The organism is Daejeonella sp. AP26, from assembly GCF_056680515.1.
In genome coordinates, this window is record NZ_CM155286.1 from 2,810,996 (window position 1) to 2,835,073 (window position 24,078).

17 protein-coding genes are annotated in these 24,078 nt (G+C 42.2%); 4 read left to right on the forward strand and 13 right to left on the reverse strand.

Annotated elements, in window-relative coordinates; translation table 11 throughout:
• Positions 1–71 precede the first annotated feature (71 nt).
• Positions 72–815 (reverse strand): 3-oxoacyl-[acyl-carrier-protein] reductase, encoded by a 744-nt coding sequence (gene fabG / locus AC1MCB_RS12015; RefSeq protein ID WP_479964962.1) that lies wholly within the window; start codon positions 813–815, stop codon positions 72–74.
• A 114-nt stretch (positions 816–929) separates the two neighbouring features.
• On the opposite strand from fabG, the gene AC1MCB_RS12020 reads away from it, so the two are divergent.
• Both AC1MCB_RS12020 and AC1MCB_RS12025 read left to right on the forward strand, forming a co-directional pair.
• Positions 930–1,658, forward strand: coding sequence for a class I SAM-dependent methyltransferase (locus tag AC1MCB_RS12020; protein WP_479964963.1), 729 nt, complete (start codon positions 930–932; stop codon positions 1,656–1,658).
• A 12-nt stretch (positions 1,659–1,670) separates the two neighbouring features.
• A complete protein-coding gene (locus tag AC1MCB_RS12025) occupies positions 1,671–2,000 on the forward strand; it encodes a hypothetical protein (RefSeq protein WP_479964964.1) in 330 nt (109 codons plus the stop codon).
• Between the two features lie 48 nt (positions 2,001–2,048).
• On the opposite strand, the gene AC1MCB_RS12030 is transcribed toward AC1MCB_RS12025, so the two are convergent.
• The 5 genes from AC1MCB_RS12030 to truA all read right to left on the reverse strand — a co-directional run bounded on the left by AC1MCB_RS12030 (position 2,049) and on the right by truA (position 7,118).
• The gene (locus AC1MCB_RS12030) at positions 2,049–2,411 is read right to left on the reverse strand and encodes a methionine-R-sulfoxide reductase (RefSeq protein ID WP_479964965.1); all 363 of its coding nucleotides are present in this window, start codon (positions 2,409–2,411) and stop codon (positions 2,049–2,051) included.
• 82 nt (positions 2,412–2,493) lie between these two features.
• The gene (locus AC1MCB_RS12035; protein ID WP_479964966.1) at positions 2,494–2,964 is read right to left on the reverse strand and encodes a methionine-R-sulfoxide reductase; all 471 of its coding nucleotides are present in this window, start codon (positions 2,962–2,964) and stop codon (positions 2,494–2,496) included.
• 364 nt (positions 2,965–3,328) lie between these two features.
• The gene (gene sucD, locus AC1MCB_RS12040; RefSeq protein WP_479964967.1) at positions 3,329–4,207 is read right to left on the reverse strand and encodes a succinate--CoA ligase subunit alpha; all 879 of its coding nucleotides are present in this window, start codon (positions 4,205–4,207) and stop codon (positions 3,329–3,331) included.
• Between the two features lie 272 nt (positions 4,208–4,479).
• On the reverse strand, positions 4,480–6,240 hold the full coding sequence (locus AC1MCB_RS12045) for an ABC transporter ATP-binding protein (protein ID WP_479964968.1): 1,761 nt from the start codon (positions 6,238–6,240) through the stop codon (positions 4,480–4,482).
• Positions 6,241–6,335: 95 nt separating this feature from the next.
• Positions 6,336–7,118, reverse strand: a complete 783-nt coding sequence (gene truA / locus AC1MCB_RS12050) for a tRNA pseudouridine(38-40) synthase TruA (RefSeq protein WP_479964969.1) — start codon at positions 7,116–7,118, stop codon at positions 6,336–6,338.
• Positions 7,119–7,191: 73 nt separating this feature from the next.
• Here truA and AC1MCB_RS12055 point away from each other — a divergent pair, with 73 nt between their 5' ends.
• Positions 7,192–7,659, forward strand: a complete 468-nt coding sequence (locus AC1MCB_RS12055) for a DUF4293 domain-containing protein (protein WP_479964970.1) — start codon at positions 7,192–7,194, stop codon at positions 7,657–7,659.
• Positions 7,660–7,819: 160 nt separating this feature from the next.
• Positions 7,820–9,688 carry a DEAD/DEAH box helicase gene (locus AC1MCB_RS12060; protein WP_479964971.1) on the forward strand — a complete coding sequence of 623 codons (1,869 nt, stop codon included), beginning with the start codon at positions 7,820–7,822 and terminating at the stop codon, positions 9,686–9,688.
• A gap of 57 nt (positions 9,689–9,745) precedes the next feature.
• On the opposite strand, the gene AC1MCB_RS12065 is transcribed toward AC1MCB_RS12060, so the two are convergent.
• The 7 genes from AC1MCB_RS12065 to AC1MCB_RS12095 form a co-directional block, all read right to left on the reverse strand.
• Entirely contained in the window at positions 9,746–10,270 is a 525-nt protein-coding gene (locus AC1MCB_RS12065; protein WP_479964972.1) for a peroxiredoxin family protein, read from the reverse strand.
• 38 nt (positions 10,271–10,308) lie between these two features.
• On the reverse strand, positions 10,309–12,000 hold the full coding sequence (locus AC1MCB_RS12070; protein WP_479964973.1) for a GMC oxidoreductase: 1,692 nt from the start codon (positions 11,998–12,000) through the stop codon (positions 10,309–10,311).
• Between the two features lie 128 nt (positions 12,001–12,128).
• The gene (locus tag AC1MCB_RS12075) at positions 12,129–13,547 is read right to left on the reverse strand and encodes an FG-GAP repeat domain-containing protein (RefSeq protein WP_479964974.1); all 1,419 of its coding nucleotides are present in this window, start codon (positions 13,545–13,547) and stop codon (positions 12,129–12,131) included.
• A 140-nt stretch (positions 13,548–13,687) separates the two neighbouring features.
• Positions 13,688–15,007, reverse strand: coding sequence for a vanadium-dependent haloperoxidase (locus AC1MCB_RS12080; protein WP_479964975.1), 1,320 nt, complete (start codon positions 15,005–15,007; stop codon positions 13,688–13,690).
• A gap of 104 nt (positions 15,008–15,111) precedes the next feature.
• Positions 15,112–18,693: a VCBS repeat-containing protein gene (locus AC1MCB_RS12085; RefSeq protein WP_479964976.1), complete on the reverse strand. Its 3,582-nt coding sequence runs from the start codon at positions 18,691–18,693 to the stop codon at positions 15,112–15,114.
• Positions 18,694–18,765: 72 nt separating this feature from the next.
• A complete protein-coding gene (locus AC1MCB_RS12090; RefSeq protein ID WP_479964977.1) occupies positions 18,766–20,589 on the reverse strand; it encodes a RagB/SusD family nutrient uptake outer membrane protein in 1,824 nt (607 codons plus the stop codon).
• Positions 20,590–20,614: 25 nt separating this feature from the next.
• Entirely contained in the window at positions 20,615–23,878 is a 3,264-nt protein-coding gene (locus AC1MCB_RS12095; RefSeq protein WP_479964978.1) for a SusC/RagA family TonB-linked outer membrane protein, read from the reverse strand.
• Between the last annotated feature and the right edge of the window lie 200 nt (positions 23,879–24,078).

Here is a 24,078-nt window from a genome sequence, read left to right on the forward strand (position 1 = left end):
TTGCCACACTTGCCTCAGCCAATTTCAAATTAGTAATACCTAATACCTGATACCTTATACCTAATACCTATCTACAACATTCCTCCATCAACCGGAATTACCTGACCAGTGATATAGGTACTCATATCTGACCCCAGGAAAACACAAAGGTTAGCTACATCTTCCGCTTCGCCGGCGCGTTTAAGGGGAATAGCCTGAGCCCATCCTTCAACCACTTTCGGATCTAGAACTTCAGTCATTTCAGTACGGATAAAACCCGGTGCTACCACATTGGTACGGATATTACGGGACCCCAATTCTTTAGCTACCGATTTAGAAAAACCAATTATACCCGCTTTTGAAGCCGCATAATTAGCCTGACCTGCATTGCCCTGCACACCAACAACCGAACTCATATTAATAAAAACCCCTTTACGATTTTTCATCATAACCTTCGAGGCAGCCTTCGTTACATTAAAGATTGATTTCAGGTTTACGTTCAACACATCATCCCAGTTTTCTTCGGTCATGCGCATCAGCAAGCCGTCCTTGGTGATGCCCGCATTATTCACAACTATATCAAGAGTTCCGAAATCAGTAACTATATCACTGATCAGTTTTTCAGCCTGATCAAACTTTGAAGCATCCGATCGATATCCGATAACCTTTGTTCCAAAGTTTTGCAGTTCCTGCTCTAATGCCTGGCCTTGTTCTACCGACGATAAATAGGTAAATGCCACATTTGCGCCATGCTCTGCAAATTTTTCAGCGATTTTACGGCCAATACCTTTTGATGCTCCTGTAATTAGCGCGGTTTTTCCTTCGAGTAATTTCATATCCAAATTTAAAACCGTGAAAATAGGACATTTAGAAAAATATACTGCAATTTTATTCAGCAATAGCGTTCCCGTTACGGTCTATTTACCAAATACTAACTACCATCTAGTAGAATGAAATCCGTTCAATCCTTTTACGATCAGCTGAGTAGTCAGTATACTGATCTCATCAGCAAATGTGTACCACGCTATGGCGAATTATTGTATAACATGTTTCATTACATTCCGGAAGATTGTAAACCGAAACGAATATTGGACCTGGGTTGCGGGACAGGGAACCTGACGGAGCAAATATTAAAGCATTACCCTGAAGCGGAGATTGATGCTCTTGATCTATCGGAGGACATTCTTAAAGAAAGTCAAAAGCGGTTTGCAGACCGTCCCAACATCCGCTATATCCAGGCGGACTTTCGTGACATGCATTTGGCTCCCGGATCTTATGACCTTGTACTCTCCAGCATTGCCATTCATCATATTCAGGATACGGATAAAGTAAAACTATACCAGGAGGTTTTCCAGGCATTGTCCGTAAACGGCCTGTTTATTTTTGCGGACCAAACCCGTGGGATAACCGATGAAATTTACCAAAAGCACATTTCACGGTGGAAGGAAGAAGCCCTTAAGCTCGGATCGACGGAGGAGAACTGGACAATGTGGATGGAGCACCAGACTGCTCATGATTTTCATACTCCTGTAGGATGGCATTTGCAGCAGCTGGAACTAGCTGGATTTAGTGAAATTGACCTGCTCTGGAAAAACATCATGTGGGCAGTTGTGTGGGCAAAAAAAGTTCAGTCTGACCCTAACTTAGAACAAAGGAAAGCTAATACGGTTACTGTATAAATCCATCACCTTATGACCACAGCCAAGATCATCCGCCATCGGCATAAATACCATCACTACATGAACGATGACCTGAAAGACGTCCGTGAAGAAACTTTCTTCAAGATTGTATTTTCAGATCCTAAAGAATTCGATTTTTTCAAAAAGTGGTGTAAAGATAATGACGGCGAATATGATTACGACAAGGAACAAAGCTGTCAGCGCGGATCTTTACCACAATTGGAAATGTTTAAAGATGAAATTTGCTGGTGCGATATAATGACCTATTTCCTGGTGCATATTGCCGGTTATAGCTTTCATTCGGTGATAGAGCCTTATAAGGGCGAGGTATACGTTAAATAAAAACAGCGGGTATCAACCCCGCAGCTGTTTTATTTAATAACTTCTCTTTTATTGAGCGGGTACAAACTTCATAGAGATGGAGTTAACACAGTGGCGCGTATTTTTGGGAGTGAACCGTTCACCTTCAAAAACATGACCCAGGTGGGCCCCGCAGTTGGCGCAAAGAATTTCAGTACGGCTTCCGTCACGGTCGGTTTCGCGCCTTACAGCCCCCGGAATTTCATCATCAAAGCTAGGCCATCCGCAATGTGATTCAAACTTATCATCCGACCTGTACAATGGCGTGTCACACTGCCTGCAAATATAGGTCCCCGCTTCTTTTGTATTGGTATACTCACCAGTAAAAGGCCGTTCAGTCCCCTTTTGCAGGATCACATATTCTTCTTCGGGGGTTAATTTATTATAGCTCATTTCGATTATTTCTTTACAAGGACAACATTTGGATTACCAGACGGTTTGGGTTGATAATAATATAACAGATAGTATGTTTGGCCTATTTCTTAGCTGGTACAAAAACCATTGAAATCGAATTAACACAATGTCTGGTGTTTTTCGCTGTCAGGCCTTCACCAATAAATACATGGCCTAGATGAGCTTTACAGTTTGAACAGATGATTTCCGTCCGCATCCCGTCTGCATCTGGCACCCGTTTAACCGCGCCTTTAATTTCCTGATCAAAACTAGGCCAGCCACAATCTGATTTAAACTTCGATTCTGAAGTATACAGTGGTTTGCTGCATCGCTTGCACAGGTAAACACCCTTTGCCGTGTTATTGGTGTATTTACCTGTGTGGGCCCTTTCAGTTCCCTTATACACAATCACACTTTCTTCCTCGGCAGTTAATTTCCGATATTCAGTCTTGCCCTGTTGCTTTTTTTCCACCTTTTTTGCCGGAACCTGTTGTGCGGAAACATTGACTGATGTCAGTAAGAATAAAGCAATAAGATAGATGGTCGTTTTCATTTTTATAAAGTTATAACATACCTACGAGTTTACATCCCTTTCCGTTTTATACAAAGTCAACTACATGTAATTAAGCTTGTAAATGCCAGGTCAGCGGCTGAGAAATACTTACGCTTTTGATGCTTAGCAACTCCTTGTAAGATTCTAGTAGTTTCCTAGTCAAATCTTACTAGCAAACTACTACGAAACTACTAGCAAACTACTAGGAAACCTAGCCGAGACCAAATTCTCTCCAAAGCGCCTTAAACCACAGCCATTACCAGACTTAGTAATTGCTGGAAAAGCAGATTTCAGAAATTCCGGACAAAAAAAGACCTGCTGTTAGAGCAGGTCTTTTCAATATAAAGTAATAAATATTCGAGTACTAGGCTAGTTTTTGCAATTCTTCTGCCATTGCCTCACCGATTTCTGCAGGTGATTCAACAACACGGATACCACACTCGCGCATGATTTTCATTTTAGCAGCTGCTGTATCGTCAGCACCACCAACAATAGCTCCTGCATGACCCATACGGCGTCCCGGAGGCGCAGTTTGTCCGGCGATGAAGCCAACAACAGGCTTGGTGCCGTTTTCTTTGATCCAAAGTGCTGCTTCGTGCTCCATGCCGCCCCCAATCTCACCTATCATGATGATACCTTCTGTTTCCGGGTCATTCATGAGCAATTCTACAGCTTCTTTGGTTGTGGTTCCGATGATTGGGTCACCACCAATACCGATAGCTGTAGTGATCCCTAAACCGGCTTTAACCACCTGGTCAACTGCTTCATAAGTTAACGTTCCTGATTTAGAGACAACGCCTACGGTTCCTTTCTTAAAGATGAAACCAGGCATGATGCCGATTTTAGATTCATCAGCCGTAATAATTCCCGGGCAGTTCGGACCAATTAGACGACAGTCTCTTTCTGAAATATATTCTTTCACCTGGATCATATCCTTGGTAGGAATACCCTCGGTGATACATACGATTACTTTAATACCAGCTTCGGCCGCTTCCATAATGGCGTCAGCCGCAAAGGCGGGAGGAACAAATATGATCGAGACGTCAGCGCCGGTTTTAACAACAGCATCAGCCACTGTGTTAAACACAGGTTTGTCTAAATGGGTCTGACCACCTTTTCCGGGTGTAACACCACCAACTAACTGAGTGCCGTACTCAATCATCTGCGAAGCATGATATGTGCCCTCGTTGCCAGTAAAACCCTGTACTATTACTTTTGAATCTTTATTAACCAGAACACTCATAGCTTGCTTTTTTGTTTCGCAAAGCTAAGAGAATAGGCTTAAATGGCAAATAGTATTTAGTAGTTAGTCGTTAGTATTTAGATATGAGATGGGAGACTTGAGACGTTAGATTTGAGATGTTAGATGAGAGACCGAAGAGGTAGCTGAAATATCAGATAATAGTTTCATATTTCCAGTATCATTAGATACCCGATTGGCATCAATATCTTAATGCCCTATATGTCCTATCTCTAATTCTCAAGTCACACATCTCAAGTCTCAACTCTCAAATTTCATCTGATGCCTTCTGAGCTAAATTGCAGGTCATATAAGCGCTTGTAATAGCCCTTCAATTTGAGCAGCTCCTGGTGTGAGCCTACTTCTTTTATTTCGCCATGATCTAAAACGATAATCTTGTCGGCATTTTGAATTGTGGACAGACGATGGGCAATAACAATGGACGTACGGCCTTCCATTAAGCGGTTGATCGCATTCTGAATAAGTTCTTCAGTCTCAGTATCAACTGATGACGTGGCTTCGTCCAGAACAAGAATCTTAGGATCATACACAAGCGCTCTTATGAAGGAGATCAGCTGAGCCTGCCCTGCGGATAAGGTAGCGCCCCGTTCCATCACGTTGTAATCGTATCCGCCCGGCAAACGCTCAATGAACTCATGGGCACCAACATCCTTTGCTGCCGTAACCAGGCGGTCACGGGTAATATTTTGGTTATTCAAATTGATATTATTGGCGACCGTATCGGAGAAAAGAAAAACATCCTGCAAAACCGTGGCAATGCGGCCTCTGAGATACCCGAGTTCATACTGCCTGATATCAATATCGTCTATTTTTACACTTCCCTTGCTAATCTCATAGAATCGGTTTAAAATATTTATTGTAGATGATTTCCCGGCACCGGTTGCCCCTACCAAAGCCAAAGTTTCACCGGGCATTACGGTAAAGGAGATATCTTTAAGAACCCAATTCTCATCGTTATAAGCAAACCACACGTTTTTGAATTCTATTTTCCCTTGCAAAGAAGCAGGTTTTAAAGTCCCCATGTTTTCGGTCACTTCCTGGGTATCGAGCACGTTAAATACACGCTCAGCTCCTACCATTCCCATCTGTAGCGTATTAAATTTATCGGCAAGCTCCCTGATGGGCTTGAAGAGCATGTTGATGTACATAATAAAAGCAACTACTACACCGGGCGATATTTCATTTTCAAGTATAGATTTCGATCCATACCAAACCAGTAATCCCAAAGAAAGCGCTGAGATTATTTCAACTACGGGGAAAAAGATCGAGTAATACCAATTAGAGCGGATATGCGCGTCGCGATGCCGGGCGTTGATCTTTTTAAATTTATCCATCTCCTGCTTCTCTCGTCCGAAGTAATGGATGATGCTCATACCAGTGATATGCTCCTGTAGAAAGGCATTCAAATGGGATACTTCCGTCCGCACTGCCTGGAAAGCTGATTTAATAGCTTCCTTAAATACCAATGAGGCAGCGATTAAAAAAGGCATCGGAATTAATACGATGAGAGTCAGTTCCCAATCAGTGTAGAGCATGAATGCAATAATTGCAGCCACCTGAAGTATATCACCGATAATTACGATCAGTCCTTCAGAGAAAATATCAGCAATGGTTTCCAGATCTGATACGGTGCGGGTGATCAGTTGACCTATGGGTGTTTTGTCGAAATACTTTAGGCGAAGGCTACTGATATGGTTGAATACATTTACCCGCAAATCCTTGATTACCGATTGACCCAGGATATTAGTAAGAAAGGTGTGAAAGTATTGCACCGCCGTTTGCACCAATAGTAAAGCAATCATGATGAGCGTCATGCGGACCAGTCCTGAGCTATCGTTCTCGAGAATGAATTTATCAAGTGTATACTCAACCAGAAAAGGACGCAAAGGAGCCAGCGCTGCCAGGGCAATTGTAAGCAGTACCGACCATATAAAGATGCTTTTATATGGCTTCACATATTTGAAGATTCTAGCGAGTAAATTTACATCCAGAGCTTTCCCTGTTACTTTTGCCATTGGTAGGTGTTAGGTTTTTAGGTATTAGGTTTTAGGGGTTGGGGGTTGAAGGTTAAGTATTAGATGTTACTTTTCTCAATTCATATTCTTAATTCTTACCTGATATAAGGGTAAGTCACTTCCGTAAGATACAATCCACAGGCAGGAACAGACATACCGGCGTTAGAGCGATCCTGACTCTCAATAATTTTGCGAATATCTTCAGGTGGCATCTCCTTGCGACCGACCTGCACCAGAGTCCCTACAATAGCTCTAACCATATTCCGGAGAAAACGGTCAGCAGAAATGTAAAAAATCATCCCATCCCCTTCTACCTTCCACTCAGCAGATCTGATATTGCAATTGTTGGTAAAAGTCTGGGAATTCGACTTACTGAAGGAGCTAAAATCGCGATATTCCATAATAAGTGCCGCAGCCTCGTTCATTAAAGCTATATCAGGCTTATCGCGTAAAAGCCAGGAAAAGCCAAGCTTGAAAGGGTCCTTATCGAAATGTATTTGGTACTTATACGAACGCTTCACCGCGTCAAAACGTGCATGCGCATCGGCTTTCACTTCAATGATACGCTTAACAGCGATGTCATAGGGAAGGATTGAATTAAGGCTGGTAATTATTCTGGAGTTCTGGGCTACAGAAATATGGTCTCCTTCTATCTCGCTTGAGCCTTGATCTAAATCAAAATGCGCGAAGAGCTGAGTTGCATGTACGCCGGTATCCGTACGGCCACAACCTACTGTTTCAATACTTTGCCTGAAAATGGTACTTAGTGCCTTATTGAGAAGCTCCTGTACGCTGACAGCATTTTTCTGAATCTGCCAGCCATGGTAAGCGGTGCCGTTGAAAGCGATTTCGATAAAATATCTGCGTTTTTGGTTCAAGCCACAAAGATAATTAACCGTATTGTTTGTAAGACATGCGAATTTCTATATTTGCTTAAATTTCAAAAATAAGATGCTTCAACGAGTTCAAACTATCTGGCTTTTCTTCGCAACCGCTGCAATTTTCAGCTTATTCTTATTCCCCTATTTACAGGTTTTAAACGCCGACGGCACCGCCAAAGCGCTTAAAGTAACCGGCGTATATCAGGACGTAAATGGCCAGGTAGTGCAAACTGAACCTTTTTTAGCTTTAACTATTGCAACAGTAATTTTAGGCTTGCTTCCTTTTGCTATTATATTTTTCTACAGAAATCGTAAGAAACAAATAAATGTCTGCTACTTAACCATCCTCGCCATTCTGGCTTACAGCTTCTGGTTAGTACAAACAGCCAAAGATGTGCTGGGAAATATTACCCTGCAATTGGGTAATTACGGAATTGGTGTTATTCTTCCTTCACTGGCTATATTGTTTATTATTTTAGCATTAAGAGGCATCCGGAATGACGAAAAATTGGTGAGATCTGCTGACAGACTTCGGTAATGTGTCCCCTTTACACCCTCAAATCAAATACCCTAAGCTATAGGTATTGCTATTACTGTCAGGTTCAATAAGTTAGGCGACAAAATTTTATTTAAATAGCTGTTAAATTTTCCATACCTTTGCACCTGCCCAACAATTACGTTGGGTTTTATAGATTATCATGAACCCATTTAGTACGTTGGGTATCCGTCATGATATTGTTAATGCCATTACTGAACTAGGGTATGAAAAACCCTCACCGATCCAGGAGCAAGCCATCCCGGTATTACTTTCAGGCAGCAACGATTTTGTCGGATTAGCTCAAACCGGAACCGGTAAAACGGCAGCATTTGGCCTGCCATTACTCGAGTTACTCGATTTCGAAGAAAATTATCCACAAGCGCTTATTCTTTGTCCAACGCGTGAACTGTGTTTACAGATCACCAGCGACATTAATAAGTACTCCAAAAACATGAAGAACGTTAACGTTGTGGCTGTTTATGGAGGCGCTAACATTTCAGACCAGTTACGCCAGATCAAGCGGGGCGTACAAATTGTAGTGGCCACACCAGGCCGTATGCTTGATATCATTAACCGCAAGGCTATTGACTTCTCACAGGTTCAATACGTAGTATTGGACGAAGCAGATGAGATGTTAAACATGGGTTTCCAGGAAGACATTGACCAGATTTTATCAACCACTCCGGATGATAAGAAAACCTGGTTGTTTTCGGCAACTATGCCGACTGAGGTTCGTCGTATTGCGAAAAAATACATGACAGATCCGTTCGAGTTAACTATGGGTACTAAAAATACCGGTAACGTTAATATATCACACGAATACTATGTTGTGCGTGCCCGCGATAAGTACGCAGCTTTTAAACGTATTGTTGACTTCAACCCGGAGATCTTCGGTATTGTATTCTGCCGTACTAAGATTGAGACTCAGGAAATCGCTGAATCTTTAATTAAAGACGGTTATAATGCGGATGCTTTGCATGGTGACCTTTCGCAACAACAAAGAGATAAAGTAATGAAGCGCTACCGCGAGCGTAATCTGCAATTATTAATTGCAACCGACGTAGCTGCGCGTGGTATTGATGTGAACGACGTTACTCACGTGATCAACTATTCATTACCTGATGAGATTGAAAATTATACCCACCGTAGCGGTCGTACTGCTCGTGCCGGTAAAATGGGAATCTCCATCGCGATCATTAATTCCAAAGAGCTTGGTAAGATCCGCCACATCGAACGCACCATCGGAAAACAATTCACTAAAGGTGAAATTCCTAACGGTTTCGATGTTTGCGAAAAACAATTATTCGCACTGATACACAAAGTACATAATGTAGAGGTGAACGAAGAGCAGATCGAACAATACATCCCGCGCATTATGGATGAATTTAAAGATCTGGAAAAAGAAGACATCATTAAACGATTTGCTTCTTTAGAATTTAACCGTTTCCTTGAATATTATTCTAAAGCACCTGATCTTAACGCTGCTCAGGAAGAACGTACAGGTGAACGTGGCGACCGTGCTTTCAAATCAAGCACCAGTGCCGGCTTCACCCGTTTATTCATGAACCTTGGTTCGGTAGATGATTTCACCCGTGGCGATATGCTGGGTTTTATTTGCAATAATGCAAAGATCAGCGGAAAAAGTGTTGGTAAAATAGACCTTAAGGGGGTATTTACCTTCTTTGAAGTTGAAGATTCAGTAGCAGACCAGGTTCAGCAAGCTTTCAAAACTGTTGATTACCAGGGACGTGATGTGCGTATCGAATTAGCTGGCGACCGCGAAGGCGGTGGCGGCGGACGTGAAAGCGGCAGTCGTGAACGTGGCGGTTTTAGTCGTGAACGCAGTGGTGGCGGCGGTGGTTACCGTGGCCGTACTGGCGGAAGTCGCGAAGGCGGTGGAAGTCGTGAGGGTGGCGGGTTCCGTGACTTCTCAGGCAAACGCCGTGAAGACCGTGGCAGCAGCAGCACATCATCCGGTCCACGTCGTGAAGGCGGCGCCGGTGGTGGCGATAGACGCAGACGCAGTTAATAAATATTTTAAATGAAAAGAGCTCCTGAATATCAGGGGCTTTTTTTATGCTATATCCTACTTGTTGGCAGCACTGATAATATCTGTCATCTTGCTGTTTTGCCCGAAGTATCTGATAAGCTTCCAGTCAGTGCCATACACAAAGGTAGCCGGGTATTGAACCGGCTTAAAGCGTGTAATAAACTGCTTATGGAGATCTGTAAGTAAGGTTACATTTGACCTGCTAGCCATCTTTGAGGCATATTTCTGCATGAACAACTCTATAGCGGGGACGTTGTCCATCGACACAAGGTAGAACTGTGCTTTTTTAAATTCTTCAACCCGTTCAGACATAGCCTTCAATTCATTCTGACAGTGATCACAGGTTACATCGAAAAAAATAATAAGTGGCTTTTTGCTTTTTGTCAGGTCCTTTCTTGAAAAAGACTGGCCATTCATTTTATAAAATGTAAACTCGGGTATGCTCTTAGCAGGCGCAGGTTGAGCAAAGCTACTTAAGGAAAGGCAGGTGATCACACTGATGAAAAATGTCATTAAAGCTTGCCGGTAATTTTGTTGAAGAGTTTTGAAGTTTCCATTCATATTATTAGGTCTATCCTCAAGGTGAGGTATCTAAAACTTTAGTGATTTCCCTTTTTAAATCCTTCAACAGCATGATTTGCCGCCCTGGCTGTAAGAGCCATAAAAGTCAGTGAAGGGTTTTGGGTGCCCGTGGAAATCATGCAGGCACCATCAGTGACGTAAACGTTTAAACAGGAGTGTAACTGGTTCCATCCGTTGAGCAACGATGTTTTTGGATCTCTTCCCATTCTCACGCCTCCCACCTCATGAATATCCAGACCTGGAGCTTGCTTGCTATCATGTTGCTGAATATTTGTACAGCCGGCTTTTTCGAGCATTTCAGCACCTTGTTCTAAGAAATCCTTCAATAGCTTCTCATCATTTTCGTCGTAATCAACAGAAACTGTTAACAAAGGTATTCCCCATTCATCTTTCTCATCTTCACTTAAACGAACCTGGTTTTCTTTCTTCGGTATCGTTTCACCTTGCATCATCATATACACACCCCATCCCCCTGGCTCTGAAACAGCGTCTTTAAAGTCAGCCCCTATTTGGCTCCCCGAAACCTGGTGCCCCCAGCCCTCGCGGGTTGCAGTAAAAAATGTCATATATCCGCGAAGGAAGTCCGTTTCCTGCTTGTACACATTCCTGAAGTTCGGCATCATGACAGAAGTAGGCCTGCGTCCATAATAATAGGAGTCGAGGTAGCCTTCAACGTTTGCGGTTATTGAACCCCTGTAATTATGGAAAGCGATATATTTTCCCAGTAAGCCGTTATCATTTCCAAGGCCCTGAGGAAAGCGGTCGGATTTGGAATTTAGCAGAATAAGATTGGTATTCAGCGTACTTGCATTTACAAAAATGATCTTAGCATAGTATTCAGTCACCTGTTTGGTGTGCGCATCAATAACCTTAACGCCGCTTGCTTTACCCGCTTTTTCGTCATAGATAATTGAATGGACGACAGAGTCTGGACGGAGGGTAAGATTTCCAGTTTTTTGTGCATGGGGTATTGTAGAAGAATTTGAACTAAAATAACCGCCGAAAGGACATCCGCGGTCACATAAGTTCCTTGCCTGGCACTTTCCCCTTCCTTGCTGTAAATGAATCTCTTTAGGTTCGGTTAAATGGGCGCACCGGCCAACTACCACTGAGCGATCTTTATAGTTAGACCTGATGCCACTTTGAATTGCTTTTTCAACTTTATTTAGCTCCCAGGGGGGTAAAAACTCACCATCAGGAAGGGTCTCCAGTCCGTCTTTATTACCGCTGATACCTGCAAAGCTTTCTACATGGCTATACCATGGATCAAGGTCCTGATATCTTATTGGCCAGTCAACTGCAAAGCCATCCCTGGCAGGCCCCTCAAAATCAAATTTACTCCATCGTTGAACTTGTCTGGCCCATAGCAATGATTTACCCCCAACCTGGTATCCGCGTATCCAGTCGAACGGTTTATCCTGAATATAGGGATGCTCTTTGTCCTTCACGAAAAAATGTTCGGTAGCTTCGCTGAAAGCATAACATTTATCTGCAATCGGGTTGGCATCTTTCGTCACATTTGGAACCCTTCCATGGTGTGGAAAGTCCCAGGGATTCTTTGTACTTGTTGGGTAGTCTTGCAGGTGTTCGACATTCCTGCCTCTCTCAAGCACTAGAGTTTTTAAACCCTTTTCACACAGTTCCTTAGCAGCCCAACCACCACTGATTCCAGACCCGATAACGATGGCATCAAACGTATTTTCGCTCATAATTAACAATTAAGTTACTGCAGTAACAATATCTGATATTTTCAGTGATCAATTTGCAAAAATCTGCTAAAAGGTTAAAATAGATTGCTAAGTTGTTAATTCCATACTGAGTAGTAAACACATTTAGTTTACTGGCTATTAAATTGATTTTTTAGTACAATGAAAGGAGTTTTCATGTCCCAGGAGGTTTTCACCCCTTCCTGATTGAATCCTTCAATTGAAAAATTCCCTAATATAACGTCTGGATATCCGTCCCTATTGATATCATTAATATCCATGCAGATCCACTTGCCCATTCTTTCTATAGGAGCTGTATATGCCGTAAATTGACCGGGCTTACTCTGCATCAAATACATAAATGATTCCTGCGGATTATTCTTGAAATCGGAGAAGAAAGCGATGGTTGCAAGGTCCAGGTTACCATCCTTATTGAAATCGGTTGCAATGGCTTTAGAACAGCCGTTAATAGGATAGAAGAAGGTTTCTTTGAATTGATTCTTTCCGTTATTCGTAAAAATATAAATCCCATGATATGGCTTCAATATTCTTGAAAAGTCGCTATTATCGCCTGCTGTGTAAAGTATATCTTCAAAACCATCCTTATTAAAGTCGGCTAACTGAAAACTGCTTGAACCATATACAGGTGGAAACCGCAGCAAATTAACAGATTTAAACCCACCTTTCTGATCATTCAGATACATCCAGATTCCTTCATCTCCCTGCGCAAATAAACACATGATATCAGGCCATCCATCTTTATTATAGTCGCCAATAGTTGTTTTAGTAGCGCCTGCTCTTGAAGCTAAGGTGGTTTTTGAATATTTTTTCTCCTTTGACTGCGTCAGCAGATACAAGCCACCCACCGTATTTCCAAACCCGCAAACGACTACATCTGTCAAGCCATCTCTGTTAAAATCAGCTGTCAGGCTATTGACGGGTCTTGGAAGTGCTTCTGCCACCGTCGAAAGTGTTGTTAAATTGCCATCCGTTGTTTTTAATATTTTACCCCTGGGATTATCTACCGGATTAATTATGCCGATGCAGGTTATCAGATCCTCCCTTCGTCTACTGCTTTCATCATCAAAAAAGGAAACGTCTACAACAGGCGATTCAAACGCTTGCTTAGTCACCTGTTTCAAGTTATTATCCCAGATGTACAAACTTCGGGATAAAATATCTGCAGTATAAATTGTACTCTGACTGGCATTGAACTTAACCATTGTAGTCGAGGCAACGTTGGATGTATCAAATGCAACCGGTCGTTCAATTGAGAAGTCGTTGCGGACAAGGGGCTTAATGGATTTGTTTACGGGCAGTTCGCGAGGAGAATTCCTTACGAAATAATTGACAATCTTTTGCCAGTCAACTATAGATATACCGGAATGAATATCTTCCTGAAAGTACTGACCGGACCATGTTGATATACCCAACTTTTTACCCATAGCAGGTAAAACATTGTTTTCCCAGATATCCTTACTCAGCAAATCCGGACTGACCGAAACATGGCAACTGGTACAATGCTTTTGCACAAGTTGCTCGCCTTCCACAGTTTCGGCATCTTTAACTCTGTTATTGCCAGAAGTACAACTGTTTAAATAGCATACATTCACGAGGAGAAACAAAACAACACAACAATAGCTGAGTCTGATTATTAAAAGACGGACAGACATATATGGCAGCAAATTGCTTATAATTTCAATCTCCTAATAACCTGCTCACCCACCTTTTTGCCTTCTTTTGATCCTCCATCTACACTGAACGGATAATGTATTCCTCCATACACTCTGCTGATAGAAGCTTCATCTGCTGCTTGTACAAATGATTTAAAACTTCGTTTCATCCCAATGTATTTTAAGTCGCTGGTGTCCTCAAAGGCAAAGTTTTCCCCAAATATGCGGGTCAGAACATCAGCGGCAGCCCGGGTAATTGTGCTATGACCACTTGGAAACTCGGGGAAAGGAGGAGTCTGAAGCATAGGCTGCCATTGTTCGTCAATAGACTCATTAATAACCGTGACCGGGCGAACGGAGTTGGTTCTATATTTTAAACTCCAGCAACATATAAAAGCATCATACATTGCAACTGCTACAGCAGAATAAGCTTTGGCTGTTTTAACAGCGTCAGCGTTTGATTGTCTGCTGGCAATGGCTGTTATCCCCATCCAGTGCCCTCCGGGGGTTATTTTTTTATTTGCAAACATCATATGTCCAGCGTGCTCCATAACAAATGGATTATCATCCCAGTATTTTGCAATTTGTCGCTGCTCCTCTGTCAGGTTGTTCGTGATTTTATACAAATTCATCACCTCTTTATAATAATCACTTTTGGAATCTAAGCTAAACTCGATGTTATTCATTATAGGAGCATCAGCCAGTTCAGCAGAATCCAGGGTTAAAGGCTTAATTGAACCCCAATACGCCTCATTTCCGTCGAAATAATCCGGAGCAGTAGGTCGCCACTTACCCGGATCCTTTGCCCCTAAATACTTAGGCATTCCACGAGTTTGCTTGTAGTTATCTGAGTACGACCTTGCTAAAATTACCTTGCCAATGGAATCGCCAAACATCACCGATCTGTCGTAGGTTTCTTCACTTAGGGAATCTTTAAATTGAGTATAAACCCGATCCTCATAAGCTTTTAAGGAATCCAGTGAAAATACAACCTTGTGTACGACGGTAAAAAAGGCCTTTATTGCCGCAAGAGTGAAATCATATTCTTTGCCTTTCTCGGGTTCCGGCAAAGGCTTAAAACCATTAAGCTGCGTAGCAAAAGACTCTGACCCTGGTTGCGCAAAACGGATAGCTTCATAAGATGCCAGTGAAGAATAAGCGTATATACGGCTCGCTACCGGCGGAGAAAATACATCATAAATAATCACCTGCGTTAACTGATCTTGGTTCTGATGAAGGATCTCGGTATCTGATAATCTATTAGCCTTTTTGTTGTTGCAAGCGGATACAGCCAATAGAGCGAAAAACGATAGAACTAGTAAAGTTTTGATTTTCATTAGAGAATAGTACTTAACTGTGAGTAATTCGGAGCGCAGGACCATAGACCCGGTATTAGCAGTTATATACTTGCGCTAAATTCGGCTTTATGTGTAATATTGTTTCAGAGCGCCGCATTGTTTTCCAGTATGTTACGGGTTTTATTTTTACTGTTTGTAACCATAATTGAGGTCACGTTCTTATCAACATCCAGAAACCGACCCGATTGAGATAAAAATGATGAGCCGTAATAGATTTCTCTTTTTTGAGTCTTCCCATTCTTATATTTAATTTCTGCACTTACGTCGTCAGGAAGTACCCCAATTTGTTTTGTAGTCCTTTTGAGGGAAAATACTTTCAGGTCTCCACGATTTTGACTGGCTGCAACTAACAGACCTCCATCCGAGCGCTTCAATTTCACCAATGCTTTCCCATTGCCAGGAATAAACATACCACTTTCCAAGATCGATAACGCCTTAAAGTTTCCTTTCCCATCACCCTTTAATACCAGGCCGTTTAAAGCATCATAGCGCCCTACAGACACTTCAGTACCGAAGTCATTTCCATTTATAGCTACGTCCAAATTTCCATCACCTGTAAAGTCTTCTACTATGATACCATTTAACACAGACACCTGGGCTTCCGCAGGAAGTGCAACAGCAGAAAATTTTCCATTCCCTTCATTACGGAAATAACTTGATTGAAAATTAGTTGCACTTAACCGCAGCGCTCCTGTTCGCTGATCCTCAGGTAATATCTGGTCCATGGTCGCCACGGCGTAAGATTTATAGTTCTGAAACTTGGTCCGCATACCGATGATCTGCTTTACCATATCGTCCCGGGTATGAGCCGGAAATTCCTGCATTCCACCCTCCTGATCAGGTAAGAACAATGACGGAATAGCATCATAGCTCCCATTATTATCAAAATCCTTTGCAGTAATAAAAACAGGGTATTTCTCTGAAGCCCGGTAAAAAGTATTTGTACCCTGATTGCCAATTATATAATCCGTATCGCCGTCGTTATCGAAATCACCCGGAGCAATTGTATTCCACCAGCCTGTCATCCCCTTAGTTCCCGAATCATCGGTGACGTCTTTGAATACGCCTTTTTCATTTTTTAAAAATTTCACAGGCATCCATTCCCCGGCAAGTATAAGATCCGGCCAGCCGTCGTTATCAAAATCACTAAAAATAGCATCACATACCAGACCTACATTTTGAAGGGAAGGAGCTACTGAATTGCTCACGTCGGTAAATTTGAGCTTACCCTCCTTTGTATCATTTCTAAAAATAAAGCTTGAAACAGGTTTTGGATATTGCCAGGGCTCAACCCTTCCGGAAACGAATAAGTCCAAGTCGCCATCCTTATCATAGTCGATTGATCTGACACAAAGCTTGCTGCTCAGGTTACCTGGTAGGGCACCCACAGTAAGAGTAAAATTACCTTTTCCATCATTCACATATAATTTATCCTGGTAAGACGGTGAATTAGCCGCTTGCTCATAGCCTCCGCTGGCAACATACAGGTCAAGATCGTGGTCATTGTCAACATCAAATAATAAGATCCCCAAATCCTGTCCTTTGCAAGCTTTAGACTCCTCTTGATCCACCAAAGCCTTTTGAATAAAATGCTGGTTTGGCTGCTGAATAAAAACCTGGGCTCCCTGCGAGCATGAACCTCCGATAACCATATCATCAAGTCCATCGCCATTTATATCACCTGCAGCAAGTGCCGGAGCATATTGAGAGAATTTATGAGGAAGTAATTTCTGAACATTGAAGTCGACCTCATCATTTTCCTGATGCTCATAATTGATCCCGAGAGAGGCAGAAATCTCTTTAAAGATGGAATTATTTGCATACGAAGGACTACTTTTTTGAAAGGCCTCAGCATTTTTTATGCTGACATTTAATTCTTGATCTGCCTTTACATTGCTCAGAACTTGCTTTTTTAAATCTGGCCACCGTATTACTACCGAATCTATTATCTCATGCGAACCTAAACCAAAAAAAGCAATGTCCTGAATGGTAGAAAGGTATCCCCGGTAAGGGGTATTTTCATAGGCTTGTTTCTTACCATTCCCATAATAAATCTCCGCCCAGGCACCTAATCCATTCTTGTTTGATTCCGAACCACTAAACTTAATCTTTAAGTAATGGTTATCTTCTTTATTTTCAATCGTAGAGTTTTTATACAATAGCACCTCATCATTAATATTATTGATAATAACCTCTAAATCACCATCATTATCAAGATCAGCATATACGGCGCCATTAGAAAAACTAGGCACCTTCAGCCCCCAATCTTCAGACACATCTTCGAAAGTTAGATCTCCTTTATTTCGAAAAGCATAATTGTCTATCTTAATAATGGGCACCTGCTGAAGGATTTGCTGCTTTGAGGCAATAGAATATGACTGGTTTCTAAACGTTATAAAGTCATGATCGGTCACATCTCTCGGATATCCATTAGTGATGATGATATCCCGGAAACCGTCATTGTCAAAGTCGGATACCACCGGCGTCCAGCTCCAATCGGTTTCTGCAATTCCGCTTAAAAAACCAATATCACTAAATACTGGAGCTCCCAGTGAATCATTTTCAACGACCCGGGGGCCTTGATTTAATTGAAGGGTATTTCTAACGTATTGGTACTGGTATCCGTAATAATCAAAGTTCTGATAGGTTTGATAGCTGTTAGCGCTCATCATCATTTTCTTCCGGAGATTATCCTTCGGATTCATGTCTGCTTCAATAATATCGGAGAGGCCGTCGTTATTTATGTCGATGATATCCTGCCCCATTGAATTTGCCGCAGTATGTTTGAAATATTCTCTTGAATGGTCTGTGAAGGTTCCATTCTTATTATTTATGTAAAGAACATTATTGGTCACAAAATCATTAGATACATAAATGTCTTTCCAGCCGTCCAGATTTATATCGGCAATGCTGGCGCTATGACTGTAACCCTCAATAGTAATTCCGGCTTCAAGAGATACATTTTTAAAAATAGGATGCTTCAGCGAAGAATCCCATTCGTTTCTGTACAGCCTGCCTGTGCTCGGATGTGAATTATCAGTCTTTGTTGGTCGGAATTTGTTGGGGTTCTGTGTAGGTAGTATTTCGTTGACCGCCAGATACATGTCCAGATCACCATCGTTATCATAATCAAAGAAGTTAGCCATTGTAGAGTGTGACGAATCATTTAATCCGTATTCCCGGGCCAATTCTTTAAATCGTGGAATTCCATCTGTCGTCTTACCCTGATTTATATATAAGAGATTTTCCCGCTTCACAGGATCCTTGGACAGAGTTACAGAAATATAAATATCCTGCCAGCCATCATTATTAAGGTCTACCACGGAAACTCCCCTACTCCATTTTCCGTTACCTGATACCTGGGCTTGATCAGTGATATCCTGAAATTTCAGGTTACCTTTATTTAAATAAAGTTTGTTAGGAACCATGTTTCCGGTAAAATAAAGGTCTTGGTTCCCGTCGTTATTGAAATCGCCGACACCAACCCCGCCCCCATTGTAAATATTCACCAAATCGAGGGGGTTAATTGAATCACTTTCTACAATCTCATTTTTAAAATGAATGCCAGAATGGGATGATGCAATTGATTCGAACACTTTCTTTTTCCCGCATGAACATAGAACAATTAGAATTAAAAAAAAATATTTCAACGGTATAGCCTTCATTCGTGCGGGTATAGTTTATAAAAAAGGGTAGAGACATGTCTCTACCCTAAATCTAATATATTAAATAAATTGTTATTTATTTTGATTCTGTTTTAATGTCCCCGCACTACGGTCAATTTGAGCCTGAGGTATCGGAAACACCTCATCCTGTCCTAATTTGAACTGAGCGTCTTTTAAAATTTGATACTCAGGACCAAAACGCGGCACGGATGTCTCATGAGCTATATATGCGTTTAAGACGGCAGCCATATACCCCGGATTTACTTTATCGTAACGTTGGAGATCAAAAAAGCGATGACCCTCCATTCCAAGTTCCAATCGTCTCTCAAACCTGACAGCTTTACGTGCAAAGTCTTTAGAGCCAGCTGTAATTTGACCGGTATAAAGACCTACTTTATAATTGGCAGCCGGGGTGTTTGTAAATCCTTTGGAAGGATCGTTAGCATTTACATAAGTATAAACCATACTTTCAGGCCTTGCAGCTCTGGCTCTCACTCTATTTACATATTGTTCTGCCTTTGCCTGACTTCCTGCCTCTACTTCAGCCTCAGCAGCCAATAATAAAACATCAGCAAAGCGCATCAAATTAATATTGTTTGCTGTAGTTTGATTGGCTGCCCAACCTGCATAGAAATCGCTGGTGCTCGCCTGGGCTGACTTCATGTAAATATTCTTTTTAGGACTGTAGGGACCGCCAGAAGCCTGACCGCGAATCCAGCTTTCTCCCGGGTGAACTCCCCAGTCTAAATAGGGAATCCCTCTTCGGCCGACTGTCCAGTCCAGCCGAGAATCAATCGGTTCAGTTGTAGGGGTAAAAGCTTCATTTCCCTTAATACCCATGTCATTCTTAAGATCAGTTGCGTTGTAAGTATCTAATAGTGGTAATCCAGTGACCGCATCAACTTTATATGCGTCAACCAGATCAAATGAAGGCTGATTAAATCCGCAGCAACTTGCCGGACCTCCTCCAGGAAAATTCAATGCGTCGCCAGCATTGCCATTCCAACCACCCGCCTGATCCTGAGTGGACGACTGATAAGCCAGCACTACCTCGGGAGAATTGGTTTGAGTGGAAGGATCGAAATTAGCCAGGTAGCTTTGTGACAGGTCGTACTTAACGCCGGCGGGGGTTGCTCCCAAAGTGATAACCTCGGTTAAAACCGGAATAGCTTCACTGTACTTCTGGTCCATCATTAGTGCCTTCCCAAGAAAGGCCTTAGCTGCCCATGAATTAATACGGCCCAACTGTGCTTTAGTGGGTGTAAGATTATCGGCTGCGAATTTAAAATCTGCTTGTATTTGCGGCAGTATCGAAGCATCATTAGGAACGTTATAATTTCCATTTTCATACGTCACACCCTCATTCACATACGGAACCACTGCCCCCCACATCTTAACTGCCTCCAGATGAAAGAATCCTCTTAAAAAACGGGCTTCTGCCACAATCTGAACAGTGTCTTCCGGAGTAATATCAGTGGCCTTTCTCATAATCCGGATCACATCGTTTGCGCGCTGTACTCCATTATAAACGGCTCTCCATTTTGAGTTGAAGTGATTTAAATTTGACGTGGATGCATATCCTTCAATTACTTCAATTTCCGGCTGATCACCATAGGTTGAACCTTTGTGCGAATCATCGGAAGCTACACTTCCATAGATCCAGTTGGAACCGGCAGACTCCCAGGGTCCCAAAGGATTGCCGTTCCCGTTGTAAACACCATCAAGCATTGAGTAAGCTCCAATCAAAAGGCCATCGACCCCTGCTTTGGTAGCCAAAGTAGACTCGCTTAAAGGCCCCATAGGTTCGGTCTCCAAAAAGCTCTCCTTGCATGCGTTTGCTGAGATAGTTAAAACAGCCAGGCAAACTATAATTGCTTTATAATTATAAATTCTCATAATCTTTTTTTTATCACTGTCTGAATTAGAATGATACGTTAACTCCAATAAGATAGCTCCTCTGATTATTTGGATAATTCCCATAATCAATACCAAAAGCTGCAGTACCTTGTCCGCTTACTAAGTTATTTGCCGATGGAGTTAATTCAGGATCAATTCCCGAATACTTAGTGATGGTAAACAAATTTGCTCCCTGTAGGTAAACTCTGAACCTGTCAATTCCTATTTTACTTAACACGTTAGGTGCCAGAGTATATCCAATCTGTAAGGAACGCATCTTGAGAAATGAAGCATCTTCCAGGTAGTAAGAATTGAAAAACCCGGAGGTACTTGCATTACCCGCAACCTCGGCAATTGGAACATTCGTATTAGTATTAGTCGGAGTCCAGGCATTCAGTAAAGCCTTACTTTTCCCTCCTGGAAAGGTTCCCAGAAAGTCAGTCCAGTAACGAATATAATTAATTGCCTGGTTACCCTCCGAACCGTAAAGCAGTGTTGATATATCAAACTGTTTAAAGCTCGCATTCAGATTTATACCGTAAGTAAAATCAGGGTTTGGATCCCCAAAAAAGGTTCTGTCATCCGGACTTATCGCACCGTCACCATTTGCATCCTGAAACTTAAATCGACCTGGGGCAGCAGCATCCTGATAAATTGCAGTCGGATTCCCGCTTGATGTTCTAAGCGCTGTGTTTGCAGCATTTATCTCCTCCTGGTTCTGCCATAAACGTTCTACATTATATCCGAAGAAAGAACTGACGGGATGTCCCACAGCGTTTCGAACAAGAAAACCCAAACGTGAATTTGAGGCATCAAAAAATCCACCGGGAACATCTATAATCTCATTTTTATAGGTCGTTACATTCGCAGAGACACTATACTTGAAAGCCTTACTCGGATCTGCGTTGTATCCCACAGAAAAATCTAATCCATTATTCCGTACATCACCTAAATTAACCGTTGGCGCTGTAGCTCCCCCGGCTAATGCGGGCAAAGCCTGTGGAAACAATAAACCATTGATTTTTTTCTGATACCACTCCGCAGAAAACGTAAGCCTGTTATTCAGAAAAGTTGCGTCAAATCCCGCGTTGGAGACGACATCTTCCTCCCAACCAGTGTCCGGATTCCCCACAGCACTTTGATAAAAGCCTTGAGAAATGGAATTATTTCCACCGCCGATAGCATAATTGGCCTGACCCTGTCCCGTTCCATAGAGTGTGAATGCATTTTGATAGTTCACATTGACAAATGATCCCATTTTACCCCAGCTGCCTCTCAATTTCAAGTCATCCAGCCAGGCTACATCTCTTAAGAAGCTTTCTTCGCTTACTCTCCAACCTAATGAAACCGCAGGGAAAACACCATAACGGTTGTTTTGACCAAAAACTGATGAACCATCACGACGAACGGTCAATCCTAATAAGTATCTGTCGGCAAACGCATAATCTGCACGGCCAAATAATGAGAAAAGTTTACTGTTTTGATTAACCTGACTGTAATTAGTTAAATCTCGGGTTCCATTAGCTAAAATCAAATAATTGAAATTAGTCGAAAAAAGACCATTGGCGTTTCCTCCTACCTGCCTGCCATATCCACTAACAGCTTCAGTTCCGGCCAATAGTTTTAAGGAATGACTTTCACCAAAAGTCCGGGTGTAGCTTAACGTATTCGTCCAGGTCCAGTTACTATTATATAGCGCGTTTTCCTGATAAGTATTTGGACTGTCAAAGCCCTCCCTGTTATAGTACGGGGTTACACCAAAATTTGAATAATAATTATTATTAATCGTTCCGCCAAAGTTTGTACGTGCGGTAAGCCCGGTAATAATATCCACCTCGGCAAACATATTTCCCTGAATATCCCAGTTATTTTGCCTGTTAGATGAAGTATTTCGCATTTGGGCAACAGGATTTACTGCCTGGCCGATTTCAGCGGTGCCTAAACGTGTACCCGCGTAGTTCCCCTTAATATCATAAACCGGGATAAAGTTGTAAGTCCGGTAGGTATAAGAAATAGCATTCCCCTCATCCTGGTTGCCTGACGCAATCCCGGGATTACTCCGGTTGAATAGGTAAGCATTTTCGCCAACCCGAATTCGGCTTCCCAAATTAAAGGAGGTATTAACACGGACAGCATATCTTTTTAAATAACTTTCTATAAGTGTGCCCTGCTGATCAAGATAGTTGGCCGAAAACAAATAACTTGAATTTTCACCGCCTCCGCTTGCCGTAAGTGTATGGCTTTGCTGCGGAGCTGTCTTAAATATCTCATGAAACCAGTCGGTTCCTGCCCTATTCACTTGTGCAATTTGATAATTTGCATAAACGTTGGAAGCATCAAACCGGTAATTTGAAGGATCGTATAAGGTCGGATCATCACCGGCAACGCCAGGCCTTCCATATCCGCCCTTACCGTTAGCGTTATTCATGTAGAGGAATTCCGGAAGTCCTTTGCCAAAGATAGGATCATTAGGATTCACCTTTGAAATAACGGATTGCAGTTCAGTTGGAGACATCAAATTCCAGACATTACCAGAAATTGGTTGCTGAACCCCGTAGTAGGAGTCATAACTTAACTTAGGAGTTCCCGCTTTTCCCTTCTTTGTGGTTACCACCACTACTCCGTTCGATCCACGAACCCCGTAGATAGAAGCCGAGCCAGCGTCCTTTAAAACCTGTACCGATGCGATATCAGTAGGATTAATGTCATTAAGGTTACCCTGAACCCCATCGACTATAATAAGTGGCTGAGTATTTCCAAATGACGACACCCCACGAACCAGGATATTAGCCTGGGAACCAGGGGAGCCCTGACCTATTACAGTAACCCCTGATGCCTGCCCCTGCAATAATTGAGAGGTTGAACCCGATGGCACCGAAGTCATCTGCTCAACATCAACAACAGCAACCGAACCGGTAATGTCTTTCTTCCTTTCAGATGAGTAACCGGTTACAATAACTTCTGTTAATGCGGTAGTGGTTGGTCTCAGGGTTATGGTATAGGTAGTTTCAGATCCTACCGTGATCTCAGTAGTTTGATATCCAATATAGGATACCACCAGAATATCCCCGCTTTTTGCAGATAGGGAAAAACTCCCGTCGGCACTTGTTAAGACACCGGTACTGGTACCTTTAACGGCAACCGAAGCACCTATTGCCGGCTGTCGATCTTCTCCTTGCAGAACCTTACCTGTAATTTTTGTTTGAGCGGTGCTGAATAGCGAGATCAGCATACACAACATTGTCAGGGACACGATCCTTTTTTGAATGTGTAGTAAATAGTGAAGCATATATTTCTTGTTTAGTGGTTGGTTGGTGTTTGATTTATAGATAATTCAATCTTATTTAAGTTCTATTTTTTACCTCCTTTTCTAAATGCGTGCAATTCAACTGCATTTAACTGATTTCAATTAAACTTCAAAACTGTGCTGATCTGTGAATGCAAGCCACCGTTTAGGAAGGTTTGAAAAGCTTGATAAGATCATCCTTG